This window comes from Halomonas kalidii, from assembly GCF_030010475.1.
In the GTDB taxonomy this organism is placed as follows: domain Bacteria; phylum Pseudomonadota; class Gammaproteobacteria; order Pseudomonadales; family Halomonadaceae; genus Halomonas; species Halomonas heilongjiangensis.
Genome location: NZ_JASCQN010000051.1, coordinates 423,736 through 441,816, shown reverse-complemented (window position 1 = coordinate 441,816; position 18,081 = coordinate 423,736). Strand labels below are relative to the sequence as shown.

Sequence of the window (18,081 nt, the reverse complement as noted above, 5' to 3'; positions counted from 1 at the left end):
ATGGGCATCTGCGCCAATCAGTGGGCAACGCCGGCGGCACCGTGCTCGTCGACCAGCGCCCCAGTATGGAAGCGGTCGATGGAGAACGGGGCGGCGATCGGGTGCATCTCGCCCTTGGCCAGGCTGGCGGCGAAGACGTGGCCGGACCCCGGGGTGGCCTTGAAGCCACCGGTGCCCCAACCGCAGTTGAAGAACAGCCCCTTCACCGGGGTCTTCGACAGGATCGGGCAGGCGTCCGGGCAGGTGTCGACGATGCCGCCCCACTGACGGTTCATGCGCACCCGGGAGAAGATCGGGAACATCTCGACGATCGCCTGCAGGGTGTGCTCCACGGTGGGGTAGCTGCCGCGCTGGCCGTAGCCGTTGTAGCCGTCGATGCCGGCACCGATCACCAGGTCGCCCTTGTCCGACTGGCTGATGTAGCCGTGGACGTGGTTCGACATCACCACGGTGTCGAGAATCGGCTTGAGCGGCTCGGAGACCAGCGCCTGCAGCGGATGGGACTCCAGCGGCAGCCGGAAGCCGGCCATCTTCGCCAGCACCCCGGAGTTGCCGGCGGCCACGCAGCCCACGGTCTTCGCCTCGATGTCGCCACGGTTGGTATGCACCCCGAAGATCCGACCGTCGCGGATCTTGAAACCGGTGACCTCGGTGTTCTGCAGCAGGTCGACGCCAAGCGCATCGGCGGCGCGAGCGTAGCCCCAGGCCACGGCGTCATGACGGGCCACGCCGGCGCGGGGCTGCCAGGAGGCACCGAGCACCGGGTAGCGGGCGCGCTTGGAGCAGTCGAGGATCGGTACGATCTCCTGGACGCCCTTGGCGTCGAGCACCTCGCCGTCGATGCCGTTGAGGCGGTTGGCGTTCACCCGGCGCTGGATGTCGCGCATGTCCTGCAGGGTATGACCGAGGTTGAGCACGCCACGCTGGGAGAACATCACGTTGTAGTTGATGTCCTGGGACAGGCCTTCCCACAACTTCATGGCGTGCTCGTAGAGCGCCGCGGCCTCGTCCCACAGGTAGTTGGAGCGCACGATGGTGGTGTTGCGGGCGGTGTTACCGCCACCCAGCCAGCCCTTCTCGAGCACGGCGATGTTCTTCACGCCGTGCTCCTTGGCCAGGTAGTAGGCGGTGGCCAGGCCATGGCCGCCGCCGCCGACGATGATCACGTCGTACTGCTTCTTCGGCGCGGGATTGCGCCACTGACGCTGCCAATTCTCGTGGTGGCTCAGTGCGTGCTTGACCAGCCCGAAGCCTGAATAACGTTGCATGCTGTCTCTCCTCGATCGGTCCCCGACCGGCTGGCCGGGGACCACCCCGACGAACGGGTTCAGGCGATGGATGTCTCGTGCGCCAGCGGGGCGGTGTCACCGTAGACCGGATAGCGCGCGCAGAGCGCCTCGACCTTGTCGCGCACCTCGGCTTCCACGGCCTCGCTGTTGCCCTGCTCGGCCAGGACATCGAGGATGTCGCAGATCCAGCCGGCCAACTCGGTGCACTCCTCGACGCCGAAGCCGCGGGTGGTCACCGCCGGGGTGCCGAGGCGCAGGCCCGAGGTCACGAAGGGGCTCTGGGGATCGTTGGGCACCGCGTTCTTGTTGACGGTGACATGGGCCCGACCGAGCGCCGCATCGGCGTCCTTGCCGGTGACGCCTTGGCGGATCAACGAGACCAGGAACAGATGATCGTCGGTGCCACCGGAGACGACGTCGTAGCCGCGGTCGAGGAACACGCTGGCCATCGCCCGGGCGTTGTCGATCACCCGCTGCTGGTAGCGCACGAAGTCCTGGCTCATGGCCTCCTTGAAGGCCACCGCCTTGGCGGCGATCACGTGCATCAGCGGGCCGCCCTGCTGGCCCGGGAAGACCGCGCCGTTGAGCTTCTTGTACAGCGTTTCATCCGCGTGCGAAGACAGGATCAGGCCGCCGCGCGGACCGCGCAGGGTCTTGTGGGTGGTGGTGGTCACCACGTGAGCGTGGGGCAGCGGGCTCGGATAGAGGCCGGCGGCGACCAGGCCCGCCACATGGGCCATATCGACCAGCAGCCAGGCCCCCACCTCGTCGGCGATGGTGCGGAAGCGGCGCCAGTCGACCACCCGTGAATAGGCCGAGAAGCCGGCGATGATCAGCTTGGGCTGGTGCTCCCGGGCCAGGCGCTCGACCTCGGCGTAGTCGATTTCGCCGGTCGCCGGGTCCAGGCCGTACTGCACGGCGTGATAGTGCTTGCCGGAGAAGTTGGGGGCGGCGCCGTGGGTCAGGTGGCCGCCGTGGGCCAGGCTCATGCCCAATACGGTATCGCCCGGACTGACCAGGGCCATGAAGGCCGCGGCGTTGGCCTGGGCACCGGAGTGGGGCTGGACATTGGCATAGTCGGCGCCGAACAGGTCGCAGGCGCGTTCGATGGCGAGTTTCTCGACCTTGTCGACGAACTCGCACCCGCCGTAGTAACGCTTGCCGGGATAGCCCTCGGCATACTTGTTGGTCAGCTGGGAGCCCTGGGCCGCCATCACGTGCCGGCTGGCATAGTTCTCGGAGGCAATCAGTTCGATGTGGGCCTCCTGGCGCACCGCCTCGTCGGCGATGGCGCTGGCCAGGGCGGGGTCATAGGCCTCCAGGGCGGCCTGGGGGCGGTATCCTTCACGGTCGGTCATCTCGGGGCTCCGGCTTGTTGTCGTTGGCGATTCAGTGGGTGCGTTCACCTGCGGCGATGGTATCCCTGCGATCGAGAGACCATGCAGCTTGCAAGCGTCACGACCCGATGCATTTGCGACATCGCTGTCGTCTTTCCGACATCCGGTTCGGATGGCGGCCCGTCCTTCAATAATCCACCACCACGTCGCCCAACGGCTTGCTGCAGCAGGAGAGGATATAGCCCTCGGCGACGTCCTCGTCGGTGATGCCACCGTTGTGTTCCATGTCGACCTGGCCCGAGCTCAGCGGTACCCGGCAGGTGCCGCAGATACCCATGCCGCACGCCTTGGGAATGTGCAGCCCGAGCTTGGCGGCGGCGGCATGCACCGTCTCGCCCGGCTGGATACGCACGCTCTTGCCGGTGGCGGCGAAGTCGACGCTGAGCAGCTCGGCGACGTCGAACTCCTCGGCCTCCACCTCGGCCTGCTCGGCATGCTCGAGCGCCTCCTCCTGCACATCGGCCGGGGTCTCCCCGAACGACTCCTCGTGGTAGTGGCTCATGTCGAAGCCGTTGTTCTTGAGCAGGTTCTTGACGGCGTTCATGTAGGGCGTTGGGCCACAGCAGAAGATCTCCCGCTCCAGGAAATCCGGCGCCATCAGCTCCAGCATCTGCTGGCTGAGGTAGCCACGGAAGCCGGCCCAGGCCTCGCCCAGCGCGTCGCTGTGCTCGCAGACGATATGCAGCCTGAATTCGGGGATCCGCGAGAAGATGTGCTCCAGCTCGCGATGGTAGATGATGTCCTTGGGGGTGCGCGCGCTGTGCACGAACTCGATATCCACGGCAGCATTGGTATCGAAGAACCAGCGTGCCATGGACATCAAGGGGGTAATGCCCACGCCGCCGGAGAGCATCAGGATCTTCTCCGCCGGGTAGTCGATGGCATTGAAGTTGCCCACCGGCCCGTGCACCGCCAGCTCGTCACCCGCCTTGAGATTGTCGTGCAGCCAGTTGGAAACCTTGCCGCCGGGCACCCGCTTGACGGTGATCGAGAAGCTGTAGGGCACCGAGGGGGAGCTGGAGATGGTGTAGGAGCGCATGATCGGCTCGCCGTCGATCTCCAGTTCCAGGGTCACGAACTGGCCCGGCTTGAAGAAGAATAGCACCGGCTGCTCGGCCATGAAGCAGAAGGTGCGTACGTCCCAGGTCTCCTGGATCACCTTGACACAGCGTACCGCATGGCGGCCGTTGGTCCAGGTCTGGGTCGTGACGGTGTTAAGGAAGTTCATTGTCATGTTCGTGTCGCCTGGGCTGCACCATGGGAGGCTCCGACCGCGGTGCCACCGCCTGTCGTTGGCCGGAATTCTGCGCCAGTTGAGGGCGTCCCCACTTGCCTGTTAGCGACACGGGCATGCCCGTGATTTCCACTCGTCGCGCTTTTTCATGATTCGGCTGTCGCCCCCGCATCGACGCCTGTCGCCGGCAGACAACTCCTCATTCGCGTGCTGATCCACACTCGCCCTGTTTTCATCCAACACCGCGACTGGCGTATGCGGTCCATCACACGACGCCATTCCTCTCACAACACCGATAATCCGACCGATGCCGCATGCGCGGCCTGCAAGAGGTAGTGTTTCCATGGATCCGATCTCCCCCCTCCATCTGGACGATGACCTGGCCCCGGCGCGCCAGGCCACCAGCGCCATGCTCGCGGGCCGCGCGCAAAACCTCTCGCTGCCCCAGCCCTTCTACAACGATGCCCGCCTGTTCGCTCTGGACATGCAGGAGATCTTCGGCAAGGAGTGGCTGTTCGCCGGCATGACCTGCGAGATTCCTGCCAAGGGCAACTACATGACCCTGGAGATCGGCGACAACCCGGTGATCCTGGTGCGTGGCAACGACGGGGCGGTGCACGGCTTCCACAACGTCTGCCGTCACCGCGGCTCGCGGCTGTGCGTCAGCGACAAGGGCAAGGTCGCCAAGCTGGTCTGCCCCTATCACCAGTGGACCTACGAGCTCGACGGCCGGCTGCTGTTCGCCGGCACCGACATGGGCGAGAATTTCGATCTGAATGCCTACGGCCTGAAGCCGGTACACGTGCGCACGGCGGGCGGCTTCATCTTCGTCAGCCTGGCCGAGCAGCCGCCGGCCCTCGACGACTTCCTGGAGACCCTCGAGCACTACCTCGAGCCCTACGACATGGCCAACGTCAAGGTGGCGGTGGAGTCCTCCATCATCGAGCAGTGCAACTGGAAGCTGGTCATCGAGAACAACCGCGAGTGCTACCACTGCAACGGCGCCCATCCGGAACTGCTCAACTCCCTGCAGGAGTTCGATGATACCGATGACCCGCGGGCCACGCCCGCCTACAAGGCGCTGGTGGCAAAGAAGCAGAGCGACTGGGACGACCAGCGGGTGCCCTGGCAGCTCAAGCGCTTCGGCAAGCGCAACCGCCTGACCCGCACGCCGCTGCTCGACGGCATCGTCTCCATGACCATGGATGGCCAGCCGGCGTGCAACAAGCTGATGGGCCGGCTCGAAAGCCCCGACATGGGGTCGCTGCGCATCCTGCACCTGCCCAACTCCTGGAACCACTTCATGGGCGACCACGCCATCGTCTTCCGGGTGCTGCCGCTGGGCCCCCAGCAGACCCTGGTGACCACCAAGTGGCTGGTGCACAAGGACGCCGTGGAGGGGGTCGACTACCACACCGAGACCATGCGCCGGGTGTGGGACGCCACCAACGACCAGGACCGTCGCCTGGCCGAGGAGAACCAGCGCGGCATCAACTCCAAGGCCTACCAGCCCGGCCCCTACTCCGAGACCTACGAGTTCGGGGTGATCGACTTCATCAACTGGTACAGCGAGCGGATGCAGGAGAACCTGGGGAATAGCGCCCCGAGCCTGCAGGTGGTCCGCAGCTAAGCCTTCCGCCATACCCGACGGGGCCCGCCATCGAGCGGGCCCCGTCGTTTCGGCCCCCACACCGTGGCCAGCCCCTTGTCCATGCCGCCGTCCCCGAGGGACGCGGACTCGGGCTCTGAACCTGCAGGCAAGCAATAAGCGAGCGCCCCCGGCTCTCTCGAGCCGGGGGCGCCTCGGTCTTCGGGCTCGGTTCCGCTATCGCAGGGCCGGCAGGAGGAACCGCTCCAGCTCCGCCCGTACCGAGGGCAGCATGATATCGGTCTGCTCGCCGAGCTCCTGCACCAGCTCCTGTTACCCGGGCACCCCCATCTCGGCATGCTTGAGCAGCGCGTCTTCTTCGCAGTCGCGCTCTAGAAGGTAGCGGTCTGGTAGGACGAGATCGCTCACAACCACTCCGTGATCCACAGGATGATGCCCGGGAAGGCCGTGAACAGTCCCACCGCACCGAGCAGAATCAGCCAGTAAGGCAAGGAAGCCTTGGCCGCGGCGGGCAAGTCGACGTCGTTGTTCGAAATCGACGACAGCACGAAGAGGTTGAGTCCCACGGGGGGGGTGATCATGCCGATCTCGATCAGCAGCGTGACAATGATGCCGAACCAGATCGGGTCGAAGCCCAGGCTGGTGACCATCGGGAAGGTGATCGGCAGCGTCATCAGCAATAGCGAGATACCGTCGAAGAAGCATCCGAGCACGATATAGACGATGACGATCATCAGCAGGATGCCATAGGGCCCCAGGCCGAAGCCGCCGATCGCGTCGAGGGCGGCGCGCGGAATGCCCAGCAGACTGACGGCCTGCGACAGGATCACCGTGCCGATCAGGATCATGCCGATGGCGGCGAACATCAGCGAGGCATGCTTGAACGCTTCCCACAGGCGCTGCAGGGTCAGGTCTCCCCAAGTCATCCCCAGCACGATGCTGGCGACGACGCCCAACGCCGCGGCCTCGGTGGGTGTCGCGATGCCAAGGTAGATAGTGCCCAGCACGAAGAAGATGAGAATGGGCAGCGGCCAGATCTCCAGCACCCCACGGCGAACCGCGGCCCAGTCCATCCTGCCTTTCGACGACGGCGTCACCGCCTCCCCGATGTTGGAGCGGATCATGATCCACAGCGAGAACGCACAGGCGATCATCAGGCCCGGCAACATTCCGGCGATGAACAACTTGCCGATAGATACGTTCTGGGTAGCGCCATAGATGATCAGCGCCAGACTCGGGGGAATCAGCAGCCCCAAGGTGCCGCCAGCAGCCAGGGTGCCCACCACCATGCTGGGATTATAGCCGCGCCCAACCAGCTCGGGATAACCTACCGAGCCGATCGCGGCCGCGGTGGAGGTACTGGAACCGCTGACGGCCCCGAACAGGGTACAGACGGCGATATTGGTGTGCAGTAGTTGCCCATGGACACGCGCAAACAACGGCGTCAGGCCGTTGTAGACCCGCTTCGATACCCCGCTGGCCAGCAGGATCTCGCCGAGGAAGATGAACAGCGGTACCGCACTGAGCGTGAAGTCGGTGAGCATGTTCCAGGAGGCATTGATCGCCAGCGGCGTGGCGCCGTTGGCCTGGAAATGCAGCAGGAGCATCCCGGTGAGACCGAGGGCGGCGCCCAGAATCGCTCCACTGGAGAGCAACACGATCAGGCTGCCACTGAGTAGTAGCCAGCTCATGACGAGACCTCCTCTTCCGAGGCCCGGTCAGCGAGGGGCTGGCGTGTGCCGTGACGGAGCTGCACCAGTAGGCACAGCAGCATGGAGAACGGCATGATCGCCATCCATGGCCACAGCAGGATACCGCTGATATCGGCCCGTGAGCTGATGGAGCGCGAGAAGTCCATGAAGTCCCAGGCCTCATAGGCGAAGACCACACAGAACGTAACGAGCGTGATGGTGCCGATCACATCCATGATCCGCGCCATGGGTGCAGGCACGAGGTTCAGGAGTATCTCGATACGCATGTGTCTGCCCTTGTCCAGCACATATGGCAGGCACAGGAAGGTCAACGATAGAAAAAGTAAACCCGCCAGCTCATCGGAGAAACGCAGGGGGCTACCGCCCAGGTAACGCATCAGCGTGCTGACGAAGATCAATCCCGTCATGACCACGCCACCGAACACGCCGAGCAGAAAGGCACCGTATGCCGTTCTCGCGATCAGCAGATTGAATTTTCGCAGCATCGATATCGCCCATCCCGGAAATGAGGAGGGAGCCGGCAAGGATTGCCGACTCCCGGCCTGGCGTTACTCGGATAGTGCCTGCGTGACGGTGTTGTAGTAACGCATGCCGTCTTCACCGGCGTTTTCAGCCATGGTTTGCCAGGTACTCCATGCCGCCGTGACAAAGGTGTCGACGTCGGCGTCGGAGAACGGCGGCAGGACAGTGATGCCCAACGATTCGCGCTCTTCCCGCGCCAGGGCCTCGCGCTCAGGGTCGACGGCGAGATCTCGGGTCGTTGCCCAGATCTCCTGCCCCGCCTCCTCGAGGGCTTGGCGCTGATTGTCGTCGAGTCGGCCCAGGGCACGCTCGCTGATGCCGAATATCCACGGCGCGGCGGCCCAGGGATGCAGATACGACTCATATTCCGTGACCTCCTGCAGGGAGACGGTCTTGGCCACGGTAGAGAGGTAATAGGCACAATCCACGACACCCGTCTGCAGTGCCATGTACATGTCATTCTGGGGAATCACCTGCGCCGCAATGTCCAGCGCATCGAAGGTTTCGACCAAGTGCCTGGACCACACGCGCACCTTCTTGCCCTGAAGGTCCTCGAGGGAATCGACAGGTTCCTTGCAGTGCAGACCGACGTCGAAGATCGGTGCCACCACACCACCTACCGTATGGATGTTCCATTTGGCGAAGCCGTCGTCGTACATCTCCTTGATAACCGGCAGGATGTCGAGGTGCTGATCCGCTGCGGTGATCGCGCCCTGAGCGTAGACCGAGGCCAGCGCCGGTGCGTCGCGGGTATAGTACTCGCCATACAGCAACGCCATGTCGACCATTCCACGTTGCAGGGTACGCAGGATGTCGGCCTCTTTCAGGCCGAGGGCGCCGGCATGGTAGACTTCGATCTTCAGCTCGCCACCGGACTTCTCCTCCACCAGGCTGGCGAAGGCCTCGATATGCTCGGCTTCCGGCCGCGACTGCGCGAGTCCGCTGTGGAAGTTCAGGGTGACGGCATCCGCCTGCGCCGTGGCTATTGTCGTGGTCAGACCCAGCAGGGTTACGGCACTTGCCAGTCTGTTGAAATTGTTGTTTCTCATTGATTTTGGCTCTCACGAGGGATGAGTGAGGCCATCTTGATCGGTAACCTTCGCTTACAGAGGGCCGCCTGCGACATTTACGTGCCGCTTAGCGACATATTTAAATCGGCAGCACAAAACGTATTTTCACTCAACATAGTGGTTTGCGCTTACCATGTGTCCGGTGCTGCGCCATTTAACTCTATCGGGAAGACTTTCCATCATGGGATCGCACTTCGAGAGTTTGTTGAAGAATAAGAACATGGCGTATATCGAACCCGATCTGCGTGACTCGACGTCGACCCAGGTCAAGCGCGTCGCCTTCGTGTTGGTGGAGCACTTCTCGATGATGGCCTTCACCGGGGCGGTCGATGCCTTGGTCACCGCCAACCTGATGCGACCCGCCACGCTTTACGAGGTGCTGGTGGTGGGCAGCGAGGGCGAGACCGTGCTCAGTGACCTGGGCATCGAGATCCCGGTCGATTGCCAGCTGTCGCAACTCGACGAGCAGCAATTGGATATCCTGATCCTGTGCGGCGGCTATCGCGTGCAACCGCACGCCAGCCCGGCCATGCGCGCCAAGCTCAACGCCGCCAACGGTGCCGGGGTGATGCTCGGCGGCCTATGGAACGGTGCTTACTTCCTTGCCCAGGCCGGCCTGCTGGATGGCTACGAGTGCGCCTATCATCCGGATGGTCGGGCGATGATGAGCGAGGACTTTCCGAAGGTCAGCATTTCCAACCACAGCCATGTGCTGGATCGGGATCGCATCAGTTGCGCCGGCGCCAGCAGCTCCCTGGACATGATGCTGGCGGTAGTGAGAAACGACTGCGGCAAGCCCTTTGCCAACGCCATCGAGGAAGTGCTGAGCTGCGACAAGATGACCGATGTCATCGATGTCTCGGTGGCCAGCGTCGACCGCAACCCGACCCTGCCACAGCCGCTGAAGACGGCGCTGGAGCTGATGCGCCACAACATCGACGAACCACTGTCGATCATTGAGGTCGCCCACTGCGCCGGCATCTCCAGGCGCCAGCTTGAGCGGCTGTTCTGCCACCATCTCGACGCCAGCCCATCACGCTACTATCTGGAGCTGCGCCTTACCTACGCCCGCCAATTGCTACAGCAAACCAACAAGCCGATCGCCGACGTCGCCGTGGCCACCGGCTTCGTCAGCATCTCCCACTTTCGGCGCTGCTTCCATCAGCTGTTCGATATCTCGCCCGGGCGCTTCCGCAAGGGGTTTCTGCAACAGATGCCGTGAAGCACATTCATCCGTGCGTATTGCGCTCCTCCTCAAGCAGCGATTCGGCCCGAACATCCTGTCGCGAATACACCCCTAATTGTCGCAACTACACACAATCCCATGAGAGGAATGGACGATATTTACATTGACTAACAATAACTGGAGTACCCTATATGCCCTTATTTCGTCCCGCCTCCATGTTTCATCACCTGCGTTACAGACTCTTCCGTCCAGGGCTAGGCCTTGCACTATGTATCGGCATCGCAGCCCCAACCCAGGCGGCCACGCGTATGGATTTCTCCAACGAATACAATGCCAACTCCATCCATGCCCAGGGCGATGCCTACTTTATCGAACAAGTCAGGGAGCTCACCGACGGCGAAGTCGATATCACGCTGCACACTGGTGGCGCCCTGGGGTTCAAGTCGGGCGACCACTTCTATGCGGTAGCCGACAATGCCATTCAGATCGCCGACACCCTCTCCGGCACCATGAGCGGCATTGACCCCATTTTCCTGCTGTCTTCGCTGCCGTTCCTGGTGGATAGCGTCGATCAGGCCCACCAGCTGTACGAAATCGCACGCCCCCATTATGACGCAGTCTTCGAAGACAATGACCAGATCCTGCTCTATGCCTCTCCCTGGCCGGCCAGTGGCATCTGGTCACAAGAGGCCGTGACCTCCAGCGAGTCTCTCGAGCAGCTTAAAATCCGCACCTTCGACCGCAGCGGCACCGAAACCCTGCGCAATGCTGGGGCGTCACCGGTGAGCCTGTCCTGGGCCGATGTAGTGCCGCAACTGGCCACCGGCGGCATCGAGGCGGTGTTGACATCGGCCGAAGCCGGTGCCAACGGCAGCTTCTGGGAACACCAGGATCACTTCAGCGGCATCCAGTACGCCATTCCCCTCAACATGGTGCACATGAACCGCGATGCCTTCGACGCCCTGTCGCCGGCGCAACAAGACGCCATTCGCGAAGCTGCCCTGCGGACCGATGAGCACAACTGGCAGGCCGTTCGCGAGCGTACCCAGACCAACTATGCCACGCTCGAGGAGCACGGCATTACGATTCACGATCCGGTTCCCGCCGACTTCCAGCAAGCGCTGGCCGACGCCGCCGCGCCGGTCATCAGCGGCTGGCAGGAAGCCATCGGCGAGCGCGGCAAGACCATCTTCGATTCCTTCCATAACGGCAACACACCGTGATCGGCTGGCTGACCACGCTGTCGCGAGGCTTGAATCGCCTCGCGGCAGGCATCGCCATCGCACTGATCCTGTACATGTTCGTGCATATCATCCTCGAAATCGCCTTGCGTCTGTTCGGATACTCCACCTTCATCCTCGATGAGTACATCGGCTATGCGGTCGCCGCCATGACCTTCCTCGGCCTGCCTTATGTCCTGGAAAGGGGCGGGCTGATCCGGGTCGCCCTGGTCCTCGACCGGCTGCCGTCCCGGTGGCACTGGCCGCTGGAGTTGGTGATCGCCGCCAGCACCCTGGCAGCCTTCGGCTGGTTGTCTTACTTCTGGTGTCTCAACGTGGTGCGCAGCTTTCAGCGCGGCATTACCAGCGACACCCTGGCCGCAACCCCGCTATGGCTACCCGAAGGCGCCGTCCTGATTGGCCTGTGGCTGCTGTGCCTGACACTGGTGGTCCGCAGCCTGCAACTGCTGACCCAGCGCTCACGCATGACCTACCCGATACAAGTTGCTGAGGAACCGTAATGGACATGGTATGGATTGCCGCTGGTGTCGCAGCGCTGCTATTGACGGTACTGGCGATGGGCACCTGGGTCTTCGCCGCCTTGGTGGTCGTGGCGATGAGTTCGCTGTGGTGGCTGGGAGATTTCGACCTCGACCGGATCGGCCTGATCTTTTCTCGAATCCTGTACCGTGCGGGTAACAGCTGGGAACTGTCTGCCATACCGCTGTTTATCCTGATGGGCGAGCTGATCTTCCGCTCCAACGTCTCCGAGCGGCTATTCAAGGGACTGACGCCTCTCACCCGCCCCTTCCCCGGCGGCATCCTGCACACCAATGTCTTCGGCTGCGCGCTATTCGCCGCGGTCAGTGGCTCCAGCGCCGCCACCACGGCCACCATCGGCAAGATCACCACCCGGGAACTGGCCGACCGTGGCTACGACCGCAACCTGGCGATCGGCTCGCTGGCCGGGGCAGGCAGCCTGGGGTTGTTGATTCCGCCTTCCATCGTGATGATCGTCTACGGCGTGCAGGCCGAGGTCTCGATCAGCAAGCTGTTCATGGCCGGCGTGCTGCCGGGCCTGCTGATCGCCGCGCTGTATAGCGGCTTCATCATCCTGCGCAGCATGACGCAGCCGCGGCTCGCGCCTCGCCAGGCAACAGGCGGTATCGGCCTTTGGCAAGCGCTACCGCTGCTGGCCCCGGTGGCCGTGCTCATCACCATCGTCATGGGGTCGATCTATTCGGGAATCGCCACCCCCTCCGAAGCCGCCGCCGTAGGTGTCGCCGCCACCCTGGGGCTGCTCGCACTGGAGCGCCAGCTCAGCGTCGCGCTACTGATCGACGCTCTCAAGGGCACCCTGATCAGCGCCACCATGGTCTGCAGCCTGCTGGTGACCGCCATGCTGCTGTCCACGGCCATGGGCTACCTGCATCTGCCAAAGGAGCTGGCCGCCTGGATCGCCGCCCAGCAGTTCACACCCCTGGTCCTGCTGTTGGCATTGGCGGTGTTCTATATCGTACTGGGGCTGTTCCTCGACGGCATCTCGATCACCGTCATGAGCCTGCCCATCACCCTGCCCATTGTGGTCCTGGCCGGCTTCGATCCGCTCTGGTTCGGCGTTTTTCTGGTGATCATGGTGGAACTGGGGCAGATCACCCCACCGGTGGGCTTCAACCTCTTCGTGCTGCAGGGCATGACCGGCGAAAGCATCGGCCGTATCGCCTGGGCCGCCTTTCCCTTCTTCCTGTTGATGTGCCTGGCCGCCGCGATGATCAGCCTGTGGCCGAGTATCGTGCTGTGGCTACCCCAGCAGCTTGCGGGCTAAGACAAGCCACTCCATCGGGCAACCCAAGAGTCTCCCAAACGCATGAACCCGGCAGCAGGAAACTCCAGCCACCGGGTTCTCGCCGCCGTTGCCCCCGGCTCTCTCGATCCGGGGGCGCTTGTTTCAGGCTCGATTCCGCTATCGCAGGGCCGGCAGGAGGAACCGCTCCAGCGCCGCCCGCACCGAGGGCAGCATGATATCGGTCTGCTCGCCGAGCTCCTGCACCAGCTCCTGCAACCCGGGCACGCCTACCTCGGCATGCTTGAGCAGCGCCATGCGGGCGCAGGTTTCCGGACTGGCCCCCTCGGGGATACGGATGCCGAGCGCCACCAGGCGATCACGGAAATCATCGCCATCGATCAGGTCGACGATCATCATGGGGCTACCCTCCTACGGCTCAGTCGTGGCCGTCTGCGTGACATGGCGCGGCCTCCTCATTCGCTTTCCACCAGCACCGGTGCTTTCGCGCGGCTCAGGCGGCAAGCGGCGTACTTGAACTCCGGGATCTTGCCGTCGGGATCCAGCGCCGGGTTGGTCAGGATGTTGGCCGCCGCCTCCACGTAGCAGAAGGGCACGAACACCAGGCCCTCCGGCATCAGCGGATCGACCCGCGTCTTCAGGGTGATGGCCCCGCGCCGGGTGGTGATGGTCATCGGCTCGCCCGGCGCCATGCGCAGGCGCACCAGCTCCGCCGGCGCCAGGCTCGCCACCGCCTCGGGCTCGAGGTCGTCGAGCACCCGGGAACGGCGGGTCATGGAGCCGGTGTGCCAGTGTTCCAGCTGGCGCCCGGTGATGAGCACCGTGGGGTAGTCGCCATCGATGGGCTCGTCCGGCGGCAGCGGCCGGGTCGGGGCGAACTTCGCCCGCCCGCTCCCGGTGGGAAAGGCATCGCTGAACACCACGTCCGCGCCAGGCGCGTCGTCGGCCGGACAGGGATAGGTTACCGAACTCTCCCGTTCCAGGCGCTCCCAGGTGATGTGGTCGAGCGACGGCATGCCCTGTTTCATCTCGGCGAACACCTCGCGGGGATGGGTGTAGTGCCAGCCCAGGCCGAAGCGGTTGGCGATCTCCTGGATGATCCACCAGTCGGGCTTCGCCTCACCGGGCAACGGCACGGCGGCACGGCCCAGCTGCACCTGGCGGTTGGTGTTGGTGACGCTGCCATCCTTCTCCGGCCACGCCGAGGCCGGCAGGATCACGTCGGCGAACTGCGCGGTCTCGGTGACGAACAGGTCCTGCACCACCAGGTGCTCGAGCTTGGCCAGGGCCGCCCGGGCATGGTCGAGGTCCGGGTCGGACATCGCCGGATTCTCGCCCTGGATGTACATCCCCTTGATGGTCCCCGCCGCGATGGCATCCATGATCTCCACCACGGTGAGCCCCGGCGTTTCGTCGAGCGGTGTGTTCCACAGCTCCTCGAAGGCGGCACGCACCTGGGCGTCGGTCACCGGCTGGTAGTCGGGCAGCACCATGGGGATCAGGCCGGCGTCCGAGGCCCCCTGGACGTTGTTCTGGCCACGCAGCGGGTGCAGGCCGGTGCCGGGGCGGCCGGTCTGGCCGCAGGCCAGCGCAAGCGAGATCAGGCAGCGCGCGTTGTCGGTGCCATGCACGTGCTGGGAGATGCCCATGCCCCAGAAGATCATCGCCTTGTCGGCGGTCGCGTAGAGCCGGGCGATCTCGCGAATCAGCGCCGGCGCGACGCCGCAGGCGGGCGACATGGCCTCGGGGGTCAGGTCGCGCACATGGGCCTTGAGCGCCTCGAAACCCTCGGTGTGGGCGTCGATGTAGTCCTGATCGTAGAGCTCCTCGCTGACGATCACGTTGAGCATGGCATTGTAGAGCGAGACGTCGCCGCCGGGGGTGAAGCGCACGCTGCGGTGGGCATAGGCGTCCAGCGCCTGGCCGCGGGGATCGAGGATGATCAGCTTGGTGCCATTGCGCGCCGCCTGCTTGAAGTAGGTGGCCGCCACCGGATGGTTGATCGCCGGGTTGCAGCCGGTGAGGATCACCACGTCGGACTGCAGTGCCTGCATGAAGGAGGCCGTCACCGCCCCCGAGCCGATGCATTCCATCAGCGCCGCCACCGAGCTGGCGTGACACAGCCGGGTGCAGTGGTCGACATGGTTGGAGCCGAAGCCGGTGCGCACCAGCTTCTGGAACAGCCAGGCCTCCTCGTTGGAGCACTTGGCGCTGCCGAAGCCGGCCAGGGCATCGGGCCCATGGGCCGCCTTGAGGTCGACGAGCCCCTTGGCGGCGACATCCAGCGCCTCTTCCCAGCTCGCCTCGCGGAAATGGGTCAGCGGCGCGAGCGGGTCGAAGTCGGGGTCGAGCCCCTTGGGCACCCCCGGCCTGCGGATCAACGGCCTAGTGAGCCGCGAGGGGTGGCTGGGGTAGTCGTAGCCGAAGCGCCCCTTGACGCACAGCCGGTTCTGGTTCGACGGCCCGTCACGCCCCTCGACGAACAGGATCCTCTCGTCCTTGATGTGGTAGGTGAGCTGGCAGCCCACCCCGCAGTAGGGACAGACCGAGTCGACGGTGCGATCGGCCGCCTTGGAGTCGCCGCGACCCGCGGCGTCGATCAGGGTCGCCGGCATCAGCGCCCCGGTGGGACAGGCCTGGACGCACTCGCCGCAGGCCACGCAGGTGCTATCGCCCATGGCATCGTCGAAGTCGAAGACGATCTTCGAGGCCGCCCCGCGATGGGCCAGGCCGATGACGTCGTTGCCCTGCACCTCGCGGCAGGCGCGAACGCAGAGGTTGCACTCGATGCAGGCATCGAGATTGACGTTCATCGCCGAATGGCTGGTGTCATGGCCGTGGGCATGGGGGAGTGAGGCCGCCCGCTCGGCAACATGATGCACCGTGGGCGCCTCTCGCTCGGCCCGCGCCGGCAGCCGCTCGCGCACCGCGGTGGCGTCGATGGCCAGTTGATCGGCCATGGCCCAGAAGTGGCTCGAGCGGTCGGGGCTGTCGTCGCGCTCGGGCTGGTCGGCGATCAGCAGCTCCATCACGCCTTCGCGGGACACCCGCGCCCGCTCGGAGGTGGCGCTCCTGACCACCATGCCGGGGGTCGCCTCGCGCAGGCAGCTCGCTGCCAGCACGCGTTCGCCCTCGATCTCCACCATGCAGGCGCGACAGTTGCCGTCGCTGCGATAGCCGGGAGCATCCTTGAAGCAGAGGTGGGGAATGGTCTCGCCGGCGCGCTTGGCCACCTGCCACAGGGTCTCGCCGGGGTGAGCGCTCACCTCGGCGCCATCCAGGGTCAGGGTAAAGGTCTCTTGTGCCATCGTCAGTCTCCCTACCCTTTCACGATCACGTTCTGGCCGGCGAGTTCACCGCGGAAGTCCCGCAGCAGCCCCAGCACCGGATTGGGCGCCGCCTGGCCCAGGCCGCAGATGGAGGCATCCATCATCACCTGCGACAAGCGCTCGAGCTCCTCGACCCGCCACTCGTCGCGCTCGAGCAGGGTGAGCATCTTCTCGGTACCGACCCGGCACGGCGTGCACTGGCCGCAGGATTCGTCGGCGAAGAAGGCCAGCAGGTTGGTGGCCACCGCCCTGAGGTCGTCCCGGTCGGAGATCACGATGACGGCCGCCGAGCCGATGAAGCAGCCCGCCTCCTGCAGGGTGTCGAAGTCCAGCGGGATATCGGCCTTGCTCGCCGGGAGTATCCCCCCGGAAGCGCCGCCGGGCAGGTAGCCGGCGAGTCGATGCCCCGCGGCCATGCCACCGCAGTACTCCTCGATCAGCTCGTTGAGGGTGATGCCGGCGGGCGCCAGGTGCACGCCCGGACGCCTGACCCGGCCGGAGACCGAGAAACTCCTGAGCCCCTTGCGGCCATGACGGCCGTGGCCGGCAAACCAGTCGGCGCCTTTTTCCCAGATCAGCGGGATCCAGTAGACGGTCTCGACGTTGTTGACCAGGGTCGGGCGGTCGAAGAGCCCCCTCTGGGCGACGAAGGGCGGGCGGTGGCGCGGCTTGCCGGGCTTGCCCTCCAGCGACTCGATCATCGCCGACTCCTCGCCGCAGATGTAGGCACCGGCGCCGCGGCGCAGCACGATGTAGCCCGGCGGCACCAGGCCGGCGGCCTCGAGCTCGTCGATCGCCTCGTGAAGCACCCGGTGCAGCCCGGGGTACTCGTCGCGCAGGTAGATGTAGAGCGCCTCGGCCTCCACCGCCCAGGCGCTGACCAGCGCCCCCTCGAGGAAGCGGTGCGGCGAGCGCTCCAGGTAGTAGCGATCCTTGAAGGTGCCGGGCTCGCCCTCGTCGGCGTTGATCGCGCAATAACGCGGGCCCGGCTCCTGGCGTACGAAGTGCCACTTCTTGAAGGTGGGGAAGCCGGCGCCGCCCAGGCCGCGCAGATTGGCGGTCTCCAGCGCCTGCATCAGCGCCTCCACCGTCACCCGGCCGGCGCGGCAGTCGGCGAGCAGCCGGTAGCCCCCCGCCTCGCGATAGTCGCCGAGGCGCTGCCAGAGGATCGCCTCGGGGTGGAAGTGACCGGTATCGACCACCGACTCGACGCCCTCGCGAGTGGCGAACAGCACGTGGTGGTGCCCCACCTCGACCACCGGCGCCGTCTCGCAACGGCCCATGCAGGGGGCGCGCACCACCCGCACCCGGGCCGGGTCGACGCCCGCCTTGAGCTCGGCCTCGAGGGTGGCGGCACCGGCCAGCTGGCAGGAGAGCGAGTCGCAGACGCGGATCGTCGTCTCCGGCGGTGGCGTCTGGTCGTCGTGGACCACGTCGAAGTGGGCATAGAAGGTGGCGGTCTCGTAGACCGCGGCCATCGGCAGGTTCATGTAGGCGGACAGCGCCCGCAGGTTCACCAGCGACAGGTGACCATGGGCATCCTGGATGGCGTGCAGGTGTTCGATCAGCAGGTCGCGACGGCGCAGGCCGGCATCCTTGCGTTCGTCGCCGAGCAGCTGACGCAGCGACGCCAGGGCGACGGGGGGCAGATCACGGCCACGGGGCTTGCCGCGGAAACGGCGCTTGGGGGTGACGGTCTCGACGGTCAT

Annotated in this window: 14 protein-coding genes; 5 read left to right on the top strand and 9 right to left on the bottom strand. The window is 65.0% G+C overall.

What is annotated here, in order from left to right; translation table 11 throughout:
* Positions 1-17: 17 nt before the first annotated feature.
* From QLQ85_RS18650 to QLQ85_RS18640, 3 genes are all read right to left on the bottom strand, one after another.
* The gene (locus QLQ85_RS18650; RefSeq protein WP_282740362.1) at positions 18-1,268 is read right to left on the bottom strand and encodes a sarcosine oxidase subunit beta family protein; all 1,251 of its coding nucleotides are present in this window, start codon (positions 1,266-1,268) and stop codon (positions 18-20) included.
* A 59-nt stretch (positions 1,269-1,327) separates the two neighbouring features.
* Positions 1,328-2,647 carry a serine hydroxymethyltransferase gene (glyA, locus tag QLQ85_RS18645; RefSeq protein ID WP_282740361.1) on the bottom strand — a complete coding sequence of 440 codons (1,320 nt, stop codon included), beginning with the start codon at positions 2,645-2,647 and terminating at the stop codon, positions 1,328-1,330.
* Positions 2,648-2,813: 166 nt separating this feature from the next.
* Positions 2,814-3,920: a hybrid-cluster NAD(P)-dependent oxidoreductase gene (locus QLQ85_RS18640; protein ID WP_282740360.1), complete on the bottom strand. Its 1,107-nt coding sequence runs from the start codon at positions 3,918-3,920 to the stop codon at positions 2,814-2,816.
* A 343-nt stretch (positions 3,921-4,263) separates the two neighbouring features.
* On the opposite strand from QLQ85_RS18640, the gene QLQ85_RS18635 reads away from it, so the two are divergent.
* Entirely contained in the window at positions 4,264-5,550 is a 1,287-nt protein-coding gene (locus QLQ85_RS18635) for an aromatic ring-hydroxylating oxygenase subunit alpha (RefSeq protein ID WP_282740359.1), read from the top strand.
* A 383-nt stretch (positions 5,551-5,933) separates the two neighbouring features.
* On the opposite strand, the gene QLQ85_RS18630 is transcribed toward QLQ85_RS18635, so the two are convergent.
* The 3 genes from QLQ85_RS18630 to dctP form a co-directional block, all read right to left on the bottom strand.
* A complete protein-coding gene (locus QLQ85_RS18630; RefSeq protein ID WP_282740358.1) occupies positions 5,934-7,220 on the bottom strand; it encodes a TRAP transporter large permease in 1,287 nt (428 codons plus the stop codon).
* The gene (locus QLQ85_RS18625) at positions 7,217-7,726 is read right to left on the bottom strand and encodes a TRAP transporter small permease (protein ID WP_282740357.1); all 510 of its coding nucleotides are present in this window, start codon (positions 7,724-7,726) and stop codon (positions 7,217-7,219) included. Before QLQ85_RS18625 ends, QLQ85_RS18630 begins: the two co-directional genes overlap by 4 nt.
* A gap of 63 nt (positions 7,727-7,789) precedes the next feature.
* The gene (gene dctP, locus QLQ85_RS18620; protein WP_282740356.1) at positions 7,790-8,812 is read right to left on the bottom strand and encodes a TRAP transporter substrate-binding protein DctP; all 1,023 of its coding nucleotides are present in this window, start codon (positions 8,810-8,812) and stop codon (positions 7,790-7,792) included.
* A gap of 241 nt (positions 8,813-9,053) precedes the next feature.
* Between dctP and QLQ85_RS18615 the strand changes: the two genes are divergently transcribed.
* From QLQ85_RS18615 to QLQ85_RS18600, 4 genes are all read left to right on the top strand, one after another.
* Positions 9,054-10,055 (top strand): GlxA family transcriptional regulator, encoded by a 1,002-nt coding sequence (locus QLQ85_RS18615; protein WP_282740355.1) that lies wholly within the window; start codon positions 9,054-9,056, stop codon positions 10,053-10,055.
* Between the two features lie 272 nt (positions 10,056-10,327).
* The gene (locus QLQ85_RS18610; RefSeq protein ID WP_282740354.1) at positions 10,328-11,242 is read left to right on the top strand and encodes a TRAP transporter substrate-binding protein; all 915 of its coding nucleotides are present in this window, start codon (positions 10,328-10,330) and stop codon (positions 11,240-11,242) included.
* Positions 11,239-11,760 carry a TRAP transporter small permease gene (locus QLQ85_RS18605; RefSeq protein ID WP_282740353.1) on the top strand — a complete coding sequence of 174 codons (522 nt, stop codon included), beginning with the start codon at positions 11,239-11,241 and terminating at the stop codon, positions 11,758-11,760. The genes QLQ85_RS18610 and QLQ85_RS18605 overlap by 4 nt, the downstream gene beginning before the upstream one ends.
* Entirely contained in the window at positions 11,760-13,064 is a 1,305-nt protein-coding gene (locus QLQ85_RS18600; protein ID WP_282740352.1) for a TRAP transporter large permease, read from the top strand. Before QLQ85_RS18605 ends, QLQ85_RS18600 begins: the two co-directional genes overlap by 1 nt.
* Before the next feature lie 138 nt (positions 13,065-13,202).
* Here the strand turns inward: QLQ85_RS18600 and QLQ85_RS18595 are convergent, their stop codons facing one another.
* From QLQ85_RS18595 to QLQ85_RS18585, 3 genes are read right to left on the bottom strand one after another with little or no spacing between them, the layout of a single operon-like run.
* Entirely contained in the window at positions 13,203-13,442 is a 240-nt protein-coding gene (locus QLQ85_RS18595) for a hypothetical protein (RefSeq protein WP_282740351.1), read from the bottom strand.
* Between the two features lie 56 nt (positions 13,443-13,498).
* A complete protein-coding gene (gene fdhF, locus QLQ85_RS18590; RefSeq protein ID WP_282740350.1) occupies positions 13,499-16,351 on the bottom strand; it encodes a formate dehydrogenase subunit alpha in 2,853 nt (950 codons plus the stop codon).
* Positions 16,352-16,362: 11 nt separating this feature from the next.
* Positions 16,363-18,081 carry an NADH-ubiquinone oxidoreductase-F iron-sulfur binding region domain-containing protein gene (locus QLQ85_RS18585; protein WP_282740349.1) on the bottom strand — a complete coding sequence of 573 codons (1,719 nt, stop codon included), beginning with the start codon at positions 18,079-18,081 and terminating at the stop codon, positions 16,363-16,365.